The organism is Pseudomonas purpurea, from assembly GCF_039908635.1.
Taxonomy (GTDB): domain Bacteria; phylum Pseudomonadota; class Gammaproteobacteria; order Pseudomonadales; family Pseudomonadaceae; genus Aquipseudomonas; species Aquipseudomonas purpurea.
This window is the reverse complement of record NZ_CP150918.1, coordinates 326,293-339,275: the sequence shown is the minus strand read 5'-3', so window position 1 is coordinate 339,275 and position 12,983 is coordinate 326,293. Positions and strand designations below refer to the sequence as shown.

The window sequence follows — 12,983 nt, the reverse complement described above, 5'->3', positions numbered from 1 at the left end:
ACCGGTGGGGTGATGCGGCGCGTTCAGCGCTCTTTTTCACCCGCAAACAAAAAGGCCCGGCCACGAAAAATCGTGTCGGGCCTTTGTTATTTTTTTCAGTTATGGCTCTTGGCCACAGGCGTTGGGGCGAATCCTAGCCGCGCCCTTAACGGTGTGTCAATTTCGTGAATCGTCTGTGAATAGGCGAAAATCGTCTAAGAATTCACTTGCCAGCGATAGCCAAATGCACGGTATGGCTGTCGACGAATTGTTCGAAGTGGGTGACTTTACCGTCCGCCAATGTCCACAAATGGGCCACGCGCGCGTTCATCGGTCGGCCGGTGGTTTTGTAAACACCGCTGTAATTGCCGTAGGCAAATACCTTGTCGCCCTGTGCAACGTAGCTCTCGACCTTGAACTGAAACCCCTCCCACTCCGTGGCCAGGCGCTTGAAGACGTTCTCGACAATCGCATCGAAACCCACGTAAGTGCCGGCATAGGGGAACCCGGCGGCTTCGGTCCAGCGCGCATCGGCCGCCAACACAGCCTCGGTGTTGCGCGCATTTTCCTGGGAGTTCGCGCCTTCATAGGTGCTTTTGATCAGGTTCAGGTTATCCATAAGTCGCTCCGCGTCGGGTGATGGCTATTAGTGTGCGCAACCGTTCAGGCCACAGGCCTGAATCGCTGAAGACGATTCGTTGGCCGGCACACCCACCGATTCGCTCAGCCATGCGGCAAACGCTTCGGGTTTGCCCAGCCACGGACTGATGTCGACCAGCGTGAACTCACCGTTGTGTTCCAGGGCAAACGTCGGGAAACCCTGCCCCCCGACTTTGGCCAGCAAGGCGCGGCTGTCCTTTATATGGCCCTGGATTTCGTTTGCCTGGGCGTCCTTGAACTCACGCTTGAAGGTTTCGGCTTCCAGGCCAATGGCGACGGCCACTTCCAACAGGACCGCTTCATCGGCAATCCGCCGACCTTCCACGTAGTGTGCGGTCTGCAAGCGTCCGAGCAGTTCCAGCCCACGACCGGCGAGGTGTTCAGCCGCCAGCACGGCGGCAATCGGTGGCGCCGAATCGAACACGGCCGTGTGATCGCGCAGCAACCCTTCAAAATAGGCTTCGCCGAATGGCTGACCGGTGTATTCGGCAATGCGCCGGTCGTGGGGCATCACGTAGTCGCGCAGTTGCGGCGAAACGGTCTGCCGGTTGGCACCGGTCATCATGCCGCCCGCATGAGCACTCACCGGCAACACGGCTTGCGCAGCTTGTACCAGCGGTTTGGCGCCGTAGCACCAGCCGCACAGAGGATCGTAGATGTAGTGAAGGGTCGCAGCAGACATGGAGGGCTCCAGCAAAGTCGTGTTGATTCGATGCCGGCAGGTTAGGCCTCTGCGGGTAACCGAAAAACGCCGGATTGGCTTTTAGTCTGTTTCGCGAATCGGTCGAATGTGCTGACCGCGCCTTTATGACTCGTCAGACACACTCCTGACATAATTTGAAACAATCTACCCAAGCAGCAACTCAGGAATAGTTAACGAAAGTAAATAGCAAGCATTACCATTCGCACCCTCGAATTTTCCAACCTTCCCGGATGCGCTTCAGATGCCTGCTCCCTTCCGCTTTACGCCCATCACACTGGGGCTTTGCTCCTTGTTGTCGGCCGGATTTACCTGCGCTGCCCCTACGACATTGCCCGCCACTTCGATCAGCGCCGAAGCCGACCTGGATGATCCGCGCGTCAAGGAAGTCAGCACTGCCACCCGTACAGCGACGCCTGTACGTTATGTGCCGCAGGCCATCGACTCAGTAAAAACCTCGAATGTTGCCGATTACGGTACTAATGACCTGGGCACCGCACTGAGCGGTATGCCGAACGTCAGCAGTGCCGCCGACACCCGCTTCGACAGCCTGCGCATTCGCGGCTTCGACGCCAGCAACGACTTCTACCTCGACGGCGTGCGCGACGACAGCCAGTACGTGCGCGACTTGCACAACATCGAGCGCATCGAAGTGCTCAAAGGCCCGGCCGCCGTGTTGTACGGCCGTGGCAGCCAGGGCGGGATCGTCAACCGGGTGAGCAAGTTGCCGCAGTTCGGCCGCCGCTCCACGATCGAAGCCCAGGGCGACAGCGAAGACCTGCGCAGCCTGTATGCGGACTTGAGCACCGACCCGTCGGAAAACCTCAGCCTGCGCCTGAACATGGGCAACATGGACCAGAACAGTTTCCGCGACGGCATCAGCGGCAATCGCCAGTTGTTCGCACCGTCGATGAGCTGGCAGCTCACGCCTGACCTGAACTGGCTGGTGCAGTACGAATACAGCCGCTACAACCGCACACCGGATCGCGGGATTCCGGGTGTCGGCGGCCGCCCGGCCGATGTCGGCCGCGACACCACCTACGGGGGCGAGCACGATTTCATCGACGACAAGTCCCAATCCCTGCGCTCGAAACTCAGCTACGAAATCGCCGACAACTGGCAACTGCGCCATACCCTTGGCGTGTTCAAGCTCAACAGCGATTTCGACAATACCTACGTTACCGGCTTCAACACCAAGACCAAAAAGTACACGCGCCAGCATTGGCAGCAGGATTTGAACACCCGCAACGTGTTCAACAACCTTGAACTCGAAGGCAGCTTCGACACCTTTGGCCTTGAGCATCGATTGCTCACGGGGATTGAGATCGGCAGCCAGCGCCGCGACCCGATTCTGTACAACGCCGCCCCATCCGGACCGGGCAGCCGACCCGTGCCCGAACAGAATCTCTACAACCCGGACCGCGGCCTCGTGCACACCGGGCGCATGCAAACCTTCAGCAACTCCCACACCGAAGTCGAAAGCCGCGCCGTCTACGTGCAGGATCAACTGCGCCTCAACGATCAATGGCAATTGCTCGCCGGCCTGCGTTACGACACCTTCGACATCGAGTCGACCAACAAGCTCAAGAACATCAGTGAAGACCGCGACAGCCACAGCACCAGCCCACGGGTCGGCGTGGTCTGGACGCCGCTGCAAAACCATTCGTTCTACGCGTCCTGGACCAAGACCTTCTCGCCGGTCGGTGGTGGCCTGATCGGCATCACACCGGGCGTAGCCGGCAACACCAACGACCTGAGCCCCGAGCTGACCAAGCAGAAAGAAATCGGCGTGAAGAGCGACTGGTTCGACAACCGCCTGAGCACCACGCTGGCGGTGTATGAGCTGGAACTCTACAACCGTCGTACCAGCGATCCGGATAACCCTGGTTTGATGGTACTCACCGGTGAGCAACGTTCACGCGGCATCGAACTGACCGCCGCCGGCAAGATCACCGGTAACTGGTCCATGCGTGGCGGTGTGGGTATTCAGGACGCTACCGTGGTCAAGGACAACAACGGCCTGGAAGGCAAACGCGTGACCAACGTCGCCAAGCATAACGCCAGTGTGTTCCTCACCTGGAAACCGGAGATGGGCTGGTACGCCGAAACCGGCCTGACGCTGGTGGGCGACCGTTTTGCCGACAACGCCAACACCACCGTATTGCCGGGCTATGGCCGTTGGGATGCGTTGGCCGGTTTCCGTCAGAAGGATTGGGACCTGCGCGCGGCGCTGAACAACATCACCGACCACACGTACTACGCGTCGTCCACCAGCGCCTTCCAGATCCAGCCGGGCGCACCGCGCAGCCTCGTGGTGACCGGGACTTACAGCTTCTAAAACACCAGGCAAAAAAAAGCGCTGCCTTCTGGCAGCGCTTTGACCAATCCTTTGGTTTCTATCCTTCCATCACATCCCACAACGCTTCAAGTTCTGCTTCGCTGAACAATCCAGCGGGGTAGCGCTCGACCATGATCCGGCGGGGGTCAGGTTCTCTGACCTGACGGGTTCCGTTGGACTTCAACCATTGCGCGAGCACCTGAAGCGATTCGCTATTCATTGCCAAGGGATGCGATGTCCGCTCGCTGACCATGTTCATCTCCAGCGCTCTCTCCTGGTTCGTGAGCGGCTAACTTATCCAAGGTTTATGACAGAACATCGCCGTTCTACATTCCCGAGAAGTACCCTCAGGGTGATACAAGAGCTATGCCAAGGCGTAATACTTTCCGACGTACGGACACAAAAAAGCCCGCAGCCCATAAGGGCGGCGGGCTTGATGTGCATCGTAAGATTTAAGCCATCATAAAAAGCGTCAATCAAACGACACCGGCTGTTACAAGTCCACTCAACCTTTGCACGGCGCAGGCTGCTGTTGGGTAAGACAGTGGATGTTGCCGCCCCCCAGTAACAGTTCACGACCCGGCACCATGACCACTTCATGTTGCGGGAACAGGCTTTGCAAAATCTCTTTTGCCGGAGCGTCCAGCGGGTCGTCGAAACTCGGCGCAATAATGCCGCCGTTGACGATCAGGAAGTTCACGTAGGAACCGGCCAGACGTACCGTCGGATTGCGCTCCTGCGTGCCGTCCACCGGGTCCACGCCGGCACACTCTTCTTCGGTCGCGAACAGCGGCCCCGGAATCGGCATCTTGTGTACCGTGAACGGGCGACCTTTGGCGTCGGTGCTGCCTTGCAGCACTTTCATCGCAGCCTGGCAACGCGGGTAGTTCGGATTTTGCGGATCATCGGTCCAGGCCAACAGCACTTCACCGGGACGCACGTAGCAGCAGAAGTTATCCACATGGCCGTCGGTTTCGTCGTTATACAAACCGTCCGGCAGCCAGATGATTTTATCCACAGCCAACTGCGCGCTGAGCACGGCTTCGATCTCGGCACGGTTCATGTGCGGGTTGCGATTGCGGTTCAGCAGGCACTCTTCGGTGGTGATCAGCGTGCCTTCGCCATCGACGTGAATCGAACCGCCTTCGAGCACGAAGCCTTCGGTACGGTAGCGTGGGCTGCGCTCGATCTCGAGGATCTTGCCGGCCACTTGCGAATCACGATTCCACGGCGAATACAGGCCGCCGTCAAAGCCGCCCCACGCGTTGAAATCCCAGTCGACACCACGAACTTCGCCACTGTTATTGATGACGAAAGTCGGGCCGGTATCACGGACCCAGGCGTCGTCGCTGGACATTTCGACCAGGCGAATATTCGGCACGTCGAGACGCGCGCGAGCGTTTTCGTACTGGGCCGCCGACACGGCAACGGTCACCGGTTCAAAACGTGCGATGGCCTTGGCCACCGCCACGTGCGCGGCCTGTGCAGGCTTGCCACCCAGGCGCCAGTTGTCCGGACGCTCGGGCCAGACCATCCAGGCCTGGGTTTGTGGCGCCCACTCGGCGGGCATGTAGAAGCCGTCGGCGCGTGGGGTGCTGTGTAAAGTGGTCATGGTGATCAGGACTCCAGGGAACCGTCGAGGGTTTTGATCGCATTGTATAGGTTCGGGCGACGATCACGGAACGAGCCCCAGGCGCTGCGAATGTGCTCCAGTTCGTCGAGGTCAAAGCTGTGAACCAGCACGCCTTCTGCGGTTTCGTTGAGTTCCTGCACCTTCTCGCCAAACTGGTTGGCGATGAAGGACGAGCCGTAGAAGGTGATGTCGTAGCCGTCCTGTTCTTCGTTGCCGATGCGGTTGCTGGCGATCAACGGCATCAGGTTGGCACCGGCATGGCCTTGCTGAACGCGCTGCCAGTGATCGCGGGACGAGATGCTCTTGTCGTGCGGTTCGCTGCCGATGGCGGTCGGGTACAACAGGATTTCCGCGCCCAGCAACGCCATGCTGCGGGCGCATTCCGGGAACCACTGGTCCCAGCAGATGCCCACGCCGATTTTTGCGTAACGGGTGTTCCAGACTTTGAAGCCGGTATCGCCCGGGTTGAAGTAGTACTTCTCATGATAGCCAGGACCGTCCGGGATGTGGCTTTTACGATAAATCCCGAGGTTGCTGCCGTCGGCATCGATGATCGCAATGCTGTTGAAACGTGCGCGCCCCGCCAGTTCGTAGAAGCTGATCGGCAACACCACGTGCAGTTCCCTGGCAATTTTCTGGAAGTGCTTGATGGCGACGTTGTCGGAGACGGTCGTGGCCAGTTGCAGGTAATCCGGGTTCGGCTTCTGGCAGAAGTACGGGGCCTCGAACAATTCCTGGATCAGGATGATCTGCGCGCCTTGGGCAGCAGCCTCACGGACCAGCTTTTCAGCGGTCTCGATGTTGGCCTCAAGGTCCCAGGAACAAGCCATCTGGGTAGCGGCGACGGTAACGATACGACTCATGAATCATCTCCTGGGCAAGCGCAGAGGGTCGAGGGTGACATGGACCGATGACAGAAACGGGAACGACCGGGCGTGATGATTCACGCCGTGGCGTACGGCGACTTTATAGCCGATAAAAATCGGCTTTCAAAGCGATAAATATGCCTTATGTCGAAATATCCAACGTTAACCCAGATAACAATCGAACTTGAACGCCACCCCTGTGGGAGCGAGCTTGCTCGCGATGAGGCCAGGCCAACCAACATAGACGTTGAATTGAAGGCCGCTATCGCGAGCAAGCTCGCTCCCACATGGAGTAGATGTTCACAGACTTTCTGCGAGTACCTTCGACAGCATGTCGACAAAGAAGTCCACACTCTGGCGCGTGGTGACCATCGGGGGTTTGATCTTGAGGATGTTCAGGTAGTCGCCGGTCGGCTGCATGAAAATGCCCAACTCACGCAGGCGGTCGCACAACAGGGTAGTTTCTTCGGTGGCCGGCTCCAGGGTTTCTCGGTTGCGGATCAACTCCACCCCCAGATAAAAACCTGAGCCATGCACCGCGCCCACCAATGGATGGTGATCGATCAAGGCTTCGAGCCGTTCCTTGAAGTAGCCGCCAACAACCTGCGCGTTCTCCCAGAGTTTTTCCTCCTCCATGACGTCCAGCACCGCCATGCCGATCCGGCAACTGACCGGGCTGCCACCGGCCGACGAAAAGAAGTAACCCTCGGCTTCCAGCGCTTCGGCAATCTCCCGGCGAGTGATCACCGCGCCCAACGGCTGGCCGTTGCCCATGCCCTTGGCCATGGTGATGATGTCCGGCACCACGCCTTGCTCTTCGAAGCCCCAGAAGAACGTGCCCATACGCCCGTAACCGACCTGCACTTCATCGGCAATGCACACGCCGCCCTGGGCACGAACCCGCGCATAGACCTGTTTGAGGTAACCCGGCGGCAGCGAAATCCCCCCCGCGTTGCCATACACCGGCTCGCAAATGAACCCCGCCAGTTGCCGCTGCTGCCCGGCGATTTTCGCCAGGTTGTGCTCAACGCTGCGCACGTAGTCCGGCGCACTGTCGAGGCCGCGGAATTCGCCGCGATAGGTGTTCGGCGCAGTCACCGGGTGCACCCAGTCCGGGCGACTGCTGAGGGCCTTGGGGTTGTCGGCAATCGAGGTCGACACTGCATCTGCCGCCACCGACCAACCGTGATACGCCTCCAGCACGCTGAGCATGTCACGACCGCCGCTGTAGGCCCACGCCAGGCGAATCGCCAGGTCATTGGCCTCGGTGCCGCTGTTGACCAGAAACACCCGGTCCATCGAGTCCGGCGCCAACGCCAGCAAGCGCTCGGAAAACTCGGCAATGGCCGCGTAGTGGAACCGCGAGTTGGTGTTGAGCAACGACCATTGGCGGCTGGCCTCGGCAGCCATGCGCGGGTGGCCGTGGCCGAGCACCGCGACGTTGTTGAGCATGTCCAGGTAAGAACGGCCTTGCATGTCGATCAGGTGATTGCGCCAGCCCCGCTCGATACGCGGCGGGTCGGTGTAATAGTGTTTTTGCGAACGGGCGAAACTCGCGTCACGACGGGCCAGCAAGGCCTGCGGATCCAGCTCGACCTGCGCGTCGCAAGCGAGCCCCAGCAAGGTCGCAGGTGATGGGCACAAGGCTTGCCACGCCGCTGCGCGGGACGGCGTGCAAAACAGCGGTGGATTCAATTCCGCGCCACGGCTCAACTGAACCTGCAACGCCCCGCAGACCTCACCCAGCACCTGCCCTTTGAGCAGCGCGGCCCCCGAATGCAACGACGCGCCGACGCCCCACAAATGCACGCTCAACTGCGCGCTGTCGAGTTGCACCCGGCCATCGGCGAACACGTGCAACACGCCGGCAAACGGCGCCTCCACGGGCGTACCGAGCGGCACCTGCAACGCCACATGCAACGGGCAGGTGTCCGGCTCGACCGCGCTGTCCGGGCGGGTGCGGGACAAACGGTACTGCCCATAACGGCTGGCTGCCAACCCGTGCACGCGGGCCGCTTCGACCAGTAAACGCTGATCGATGCCCGCCTGCTCCCAGTTGCCCGCCTCGAAATGCTCGCTCAGCACACCCAGGTCGATCAAGGCGAACTCGCGGCCCACCAGGCTCGGCAGCAACGGCGCGAAACCTTCGCTGACAATGGCCGGCAGCGACTCGCCGACGGCGGTGAGAATCGCCGCGTCCATCAACTCGAAGGGCACCGAGGTCGCGACGCGGAAAATCTCCCACTCGTGGTTCAGGTTGTCGCGGCTGTACTGATTCTGCGGATCGATGCTCACCTGCTGCTCACCGCTGAGCACCAGCACCGCCGCCCGCGCAACGATCAACGGCCACAGGGCCTGCAACTCTTCGCGCTGCAACGGATTGACCGCGTGATACGCCCGCACCGCCGGCAGGATGTAGAACGGATCACCTTCGGCGTGGTGCAACAACGCCGCGCAGGTCACCGACAGATCAGTGATGCGCCAGGTGCGGACCAGGTCGCCGAAATCAATCACGCCCTGCAACTGCCAGTGACGTTGTTGATCACGCAGGCAGACCACGTTGTCGTCGGTGATGTCCATGTGAATCGCCTGCACCGGCAGGTTCGCCAGCAGCGGCTGCAAGCGCTGCCCGGCTTTGCGAGCGGCCTCGGCGATCAAGGCGCGCTGACGCTCGTCACTGATGACCGGTAGCAGATGAGCGATCAGCGCCTGCGCGTGCCGGGCGTCCCACTGCAACGTTCGCTCAAGCCCCGGATGCTCGAACCCGGCCAGGGCCAGGTCCATTTCGCCACAGAGCCGGCCAAGGTCTGACACCAACGCCGGGCTCAAATGCTGGAGGTGAGTCAGCGACTGCCCCTCGATGTAGTCGAGCACGCGTACGTGCATCTCTTGCCCGGCAAGTTCCAGGGTGAGCAGGTCCCGGCCGTCGTTCGCCGGAATCACTCGCGGCACCTGCACCCCGGATTTCGTCGCCAGATGCTTGAGGGCCGCGTGCTGGGCCTGCAATTCCAGCGCGGCATAATCGCCACGGCAGATCTTCAGGACAAAGCGCCCCTGCCCACAGTCGAGCCGGTAATTGAGGTCCTGCTGACTGCCCAACGCCTGCAGCGTGCCGCTCAGCCCATAGTGTTCGCGCAACAGCGCCAGCGCCTGCTGTGCAGTCACCTGCGGGCCCGGCAGACTGGCGCGATGAATCAACGTGGCGAGCGGCATACATCAACCCCTGAAATTTTATTAGGCGCTTATATCGCCACCGTGACCGACGATAAGCAACCCCCGGAGGTCAGTCGCTCGTCGCCGCGAAATCCCGATAAATGACAAATCCGACCAACACCCCTATTGCACCACCCCGGTGCTGCCGACAAGCTATGATCCTTCGCTTCACGACTGTCTCAGGCTAAACAGGCGACCTACATGCGCATTCTCATCACCGGCGGCGCCGGTTTCATTGGTTCGGCCCTGGTGCGCGAGCTGATTACCCACACCGACCATGAAGTGCTCAACCTGGACAAGCTGACCTACGCCGGCAACCTGGAATCGCTGAGCAGCATCGCAACCGATACCCGCTATGAATTCGTGCAGGCCGACATCGTCGACCAGGCCACCGTCAGCGCGGTGCTGGAACGTTTTGCGCCACAGGCGATCATGCACCTGGCGGCGGAGTCCCATGTCGACCGCTCCATCGACGGTCCGTCGGATTTCATCCAGACCAACATCGTCGGCACCTACAGCCTGCTGGAAGCCACCCGCGCCTACTGGCAGCGCTTGGCAGAACCTGAGAAAAGCGCGTTTCGTTTTCACCACATCTCCACGGACGAGGTCTACGGCGACCTGCACGGCGTCGACGATCTGTTCACAGAAACCACGCCTTACGCGCCGAGTTCGCCGTACTCTGCCAGCAAGGCTGCGTCCGATCACCTGGTCCGCGCCTGGCAGCGCACCTACGGTTTGCCGGTACTGCTGACCAACTGCTCGAACAACTACGGGCCGTTCCATTTCCCCGAGAAACTGATTCCGCTGGTGATCCTCAATGCCCTGGCAGGCAAACCGCTGCCCGTGTACGGCAATGGCCTGCAAGTGCGCGACTGGTTGTACGTCGAAGACCACGCCCGCGCCTTGCTCAAGGTCGTCACCGAAGGCGTGGTCGGCGAGACCTACAACATCGGCGGCCACAACGAACAGAAGAACATCGACGTGGTGCGCGGTATTTGCCATCTGCTCGAAGAGCTGGCACCACACAAACCCGCAGGCGTCGGGCACTACGCCGACCTGATCACCTTCGTCACGGACCGTCCCGGCCACGATCAGCGCTATGCGATCGACGCCGGCAAAATCCAGCGCGAGCTGGGCTGGGTGCCGCAAGAAACGTTCGAAACGGGCCTGCGCAAGACCGTCCAGTGGTATCTGCAAAATCTGGAATGGTGCCGCCGGGTTCAGGACGGCAGTTATCAGGGCGAACGCCTGGGTTTTACCGACTTTAAGGATCTGATTGCATGATGAAGGGCATTGTTCTGGCGGGCGGTTCGGGCACGCGCCTGCACCCGATTACGCTTGGGGTCTCCAAGCAACTGCTGCCGGTCTACGACAAACCGATGATCTACTACCCGATCTCGGTGCTGATGCTGGCGGGCATCAAAGACATCCTGCTGATTTCCACACCGCAGGACCTGCCGCAGTACCGCAACCTGCTGGGTGACGGCAGCCAGTTCGGCGTGCACTTCAGCTATGCCGAACAGCCATCTCCGGACGGCCTCGCCCAGGCATTCCTGATTGGCGAGGCGTTCATTGGCGATGACCCGGTGTGCCTGATCCTGGGCGACAACATTTTCCACGGGCAGTACTTCGGCGAACAACTGAAAAACGCGGCCCGACGCTCAACCGGTGCAACGGTATTCGGGTACTGGGTCAAGGATCCGGAGCGCTTTGGTGTCATCGACTTCGACAGTGAAGGGCGTGCCATTTCAATCGAAGAAAAACCCAAGAAGCCAAAGTCCAGCTACGCCGTCACCGGGCTCTACTTCTACGACAACGACGTCATAAAAATCGCCAAGGCAGTGACACCTTCTGCACGCGGCGAGCTGGAAATCACCGACGTCAACAATGCCTACCTGCAACGCGGCGATCTACAGGTCGAACGCTTCGGACGCGGCTTCGCCTGGCTCGACACCGGCACCCACGACAGCCTGCTGGAAGCTTCGCAATACGTGCAGACCATCGAACACCGTCAAGGACTGAAAGTCGCCTGCCTCGAAGAAATCGCTTATCAGAACGGCTGGATCGACCGCGAACATCTGCTGGAGCGTGCCCAGTTTTTTGGCAAGACCGGCTACGGCCAGTACCTTTTCACCATCGCGGGAGAACACCAATGAATGTATCGCTCACCGAACTGCCCGGTGTTCTGATCATCGAACCCAAGGTATTTGGTGACGAGCGCGGTTTTTTCTACGAAAGCTTCAATGCGCAGGCGTTCGAGCAGGCAACCGGCCTGAGTAAAGTGTTCGTGCAGGACAACCACTCACGTTCGCAAAAAGGCGTGCTGCGCGGCCTGCACTATCAACTGGAACACACTCAAGGAAAACTCGTACGGGTCACCGCCGGCGAAGTACTCGATGTGGCCGTGGATATCCGCCGCAGCTCGCCCAACTTCGGACGCTGGGCCAGCGTACGTCTGTCGGCGCAGAACAACCGTCAGCTCTGGATTCCGGAAGGCTTTGCCCATGGTTTCGTGGTGCTCAGCGATTACGCCGAATTCCTCTACAAGACCACCGACTACTACACGCCATCGGCCGAGCGCTGCATTCGCTGGGACGACCCGGACCTGGCCATCGACTGGCAACTGACCGAAGCCCCCCAACTGTCCGTCAAGGACCAGGCTGGCGTGCAGTTCAAAGAGGCGGATGTATTTGCATGAGCGCCCCCTTGAGAGTCCTCATCAGCGGCCAGCACGGCCAGGTGTCTCTTGAGTTGCAAAAACACCTCAAGGGCCTGGGTGAAGTGATCGTGTGCGCACGCGAGCAACTTGATCTGGCGCAACCCGAGCAGATCCGCCAGCAGGTGCGTGCGCTACGCCCGGACCTGATCATCAACGCCGCCGCCCACACTGCGGTCGACCAGGCGGAAAGCGAACCGCAACTGGCCTTCACGATCAACGCCACGGCGCCCCAGGTGTTTGCCGAGGAAGCGCTTGCGCTGGGCGTCCCGCTGATCCACTACTCCACCGACTACGTGTTCGACGGGCGCAAAACCGCGCCCTACACCGAAGCGGACACGCCCAACCCGCTGGGCGTCTACGGCGCCAGCAAACTGGCCGGTGAGCACGCCATCGCTGCCGTCGGTGGTGCACACCTGATCCTGCGCACCAGTTGGGTCTACTCGACCCACGGGCGCAACTTCCTGCTGACCATGCAACGCCTGCTGCAAGAAAAACCACACCTGCGGGTGGTGGCGGACCAGATCGGTGCACCGACCTGGGCCGGCACCATCGCACGGAGCACTCGTGCCCTGATCGAACGCTGGCAGTCGGGCCACGCTGGCGCCTGGGGCACTTATCACCTGAGCGCCCAAGGTGAAACCTCATGGTTCGGTTTTGCCCAGGCCATCGCCGAACAGTTGCAGGCCCGGCACCTGCCGTGCGCGAGCCTTGAGGCGATCCCGTCCAGCGAGTACCCGACGCCTGCTACGCGCCCGCTGAACTCACGCCTCGATTGCAGCCGGCTGCTACAGCAGTGGAATGTCAGCCAGCCCGACTGGCGCGACGCGCTGCGCGAGTGTCTTGCCGAACAAGCCTAGGCATAATGCGCCTGTACT

At 60.6% G+C, this 12,983-nt stretch carries 11 protein-coding genes; 5 read left to right on the top strand and 6 right to left on the bottom strand.

From position 1 onward, the window contains the following. Positions 1-202: 202 nt before the first annotated feature. Positions 203-598, bottom strand: coding sequence for a nuclear transport factor 2 family protein (locus AABM54_RS01540; RefSeq protein WP_347903274.1), 396 nt, complete (start codon positions 596-598; stop codon positions 203-205). A gap of 27 nt (positions 599-625) precedes the next feature. Further along, positions 626-1,321, bottom strand: a complete 696-nt coding sequence (locus AABM54_RS01535; RefSeq protein ID WP_347903273.1) for a DsbA family protein — start codon at positions 1,319-1,321, stop codon at positions 626-628. Positions 1,322-1,583: 262 nt separating this feature from the next. Between AABM54_RS01535 and AABM54_RS01530 the strand changes: the two genes are divergently transcribed. Next, positions 1,584-3,677, top strand: a complete 2,094-nt coding sequence (locus tag AABM54_RS01530) for a TonB-dependent siderophore receptor (protein ID WP_347903271.1) — start codon at positions 1,584-1,586, stop codon at positions 3,675-3,677. A gap of 58 nt (positions 3,678-3,735) precedes the next feature. On the opposite strand, the gene AABM54_RS01525 is transcribed toward AABM54_RS01530, so the two are convergent. From AABM54_RS01525 to AABM54_RS01510, 4 genes are all read right to left on the bottom strand, one after another. Then, positions 3,736-3,936 (bottom strand): hypothetical protein, encoded by a 201-nt coding sequence (locus AABM54_RS01525; protein WP_347903270.1) that lies wholly within the window; start codon positions 3,934-3,936, stop codon positions 3,736-3,738. A 246-nt stretch (positions 3,937-4,182) separates the two neighbouring features. Beyond that, complete coding sequence (aguA, locus tag AABM54_RS01520; RefSeq protein WP_347903269.1) at positions 4,183-5,289, bottom strand: agmatine deiminase; 1,107 nt, start codon at positions 5,287-5,289, stop codon at positions 4,183-4,185. A gap of 5 nt (positions 5,290-5,294) precedes the next feature. After that, positions 5,295-6,173 carry an N-carbamoylputrescine amidase gene (aguB, locus tag AABM54_RS01515; protein ID WP_347903267.1) on the bottom strand — a complete coding sequence of 293 codons (879 nt, stop codon included), beginning with the start codon at positions 6,171-6,173 and terminating at the stop codon, positions 5,295-5,297. A gap of 303 nt (positions 6,174-6,476) precedes the next feature. Then, positions 6,477-9,389: an aminotransferase gene (locus tag AABM54_RS01510; RefSeq protein WP_347903266.1), complete on the bottom strand. Its 2,913-nt coding sequence runs from the start codon at positions 9,387-9,389 to the stop codon at positions 6,477-6,479. Positions 9,390-9,590: 201 nt separating this feature from the next. Here AABM54_RS01510 and rfbB point away from each other — a divergent pair, with 201 nt between their 5' ends. From rfbB to rfbD, 4 genes are read left to right on the top strand one after another with little or no spacing between them, the layout of a single operon-like run. After that, positions 9,591-10,673, top strand: a complete 1,083-nt coding sequence (rfbB, locus tag AABM54_RS01505; RefSeq protein ID WP_347903264.1) for a dTDP-glucose 4,6-dehydratase — start codon at positions 9,591-9,593, stop codon at positions 10,671-10,673. After that, a complete protein-coding gene (rfbA, locus tag AABM54_RS01500) occupies positions 10,670-11,545 on the top strand; it encodes a glucose-1-phosphate thymidylyltransferase RfbA (RefSeq protein ID WP_347903263.1) in 876 nt (291 codons plus the stop codon). The genes rfbB and rfbA overlap by 4 nt, the downstream gene beginning before the upstream one ends. Next, positions 11,542-12,087 carry a dTDP-4-dehydrorhamnose 3,5-epimerase gene (gene rfbC / locus AABM54_RS01495; protein WP_347903261.1) on the top strand — a complete coding sequence of 182 codons (546 nt, stop codon included), beginning with the start codon at positions 11,542-11,544 and terminating at the stop codon, positions 12,085-12,087. The genes rfbA and rfbC overlap by 4 nt, the downstream gene beginning before the upstream one ends. After that, positions 12,084-12,965: a dTDP-4-dehydrorhamnose reductase gene (gene rfbD / locus AABM54_RS01490; RefSeq protein ID WP_347903260.1), complete on the top strand. Its 882-nt coding sequence runs from the start codon at positions 12,084-12,086 to the stop codon at positions 12,963-12,965. The genes rfbC and rfbD overlap by 4 nt, the downstream gene beginning before the upstream one ends. The last annotated feature ends 18 nt before the right edge of the window (positions 12,966-12,983 follow it).

Excerpts from the sequence above, each read along its gene's own strand:
- AABM54_RS01540 (WP_347903274.1), bottom strand. The coding sequence starts at position 598 with ATGGATAACCTGAACCTGATCAAAAGCACCTATGAAGGCGCGAACTCC.
- AABM54_RS01535 (WP_347903273.1), bottom strand. The coding sequence starts at position 1,321 with ATGTCTGCTGCGACCCTTCACTACATCTACGATCCTCTGTGCGGCTGG.
- AABM54_RS01530 (WP_347903271.1), top strand. The coding sequence starts at position 1,584 with ATGCCTGCTCCCTTCCGCTTTACGCCCATCACACTGGGGCTTTGCTCC.
- AABM54_RS01525 (WP_347903270.1), bottom strand. The coding sequence starts at position 3,936 with ATGAACATGGTCAGCGAGCGGACATCGCATCCCTTGGCAATGAATAGC.
- aguA (WP_347903269.1), bottom strand. The coding sequence starts at position 5,289 with ATGACCACTTTACACAGCACCCCACGCGCCGACGGCTTCTACATGCCC.
- aguB (WP_347903267.1), bottom strand. The coding sequence starts at position 6,173 with ATGAGTCGTATCGTTACCGTCGCCGCTACCCAGATGGCTTGTTCCTGG.
- AABM54_RS01510 (WP_347903266.1), bottom strand. The coding sequence starts at position 9,389 with ATGCCGCTCGCCACGTTGATTCATCGCGCCAGTCTGCCGGGCCCGCAG.
- rfbB (WP_347903264.1), top strand. The coding sequence starts at position 9,591 with ATGCGCATTCTCATCACCGGCGGCGCCGGTTTCATTGGTTCGGCCCTG.
- rfbA (WP_347903263.1), top strand. The coding sequence starts at position 10,670 with ATGATGAAGGGCATTGTTCTGGCGGGCGGTTCGGGCACGCGCCTGCAC.
- rfbC (WP_347903261.1), top strand. The coding sequence starts at position 11,542 with ATGAATGTATCGCTCACCGAACTGCCCGGTGTTCTGATCATCGAACCC.
- rfbD (WP_347903260.1), top strand. The coding sequence starts at position 12,084 with ATGAGCGCCCCCTTGAGAGTCCTCATCAGCGGCCAGCACGGCCAGGTG.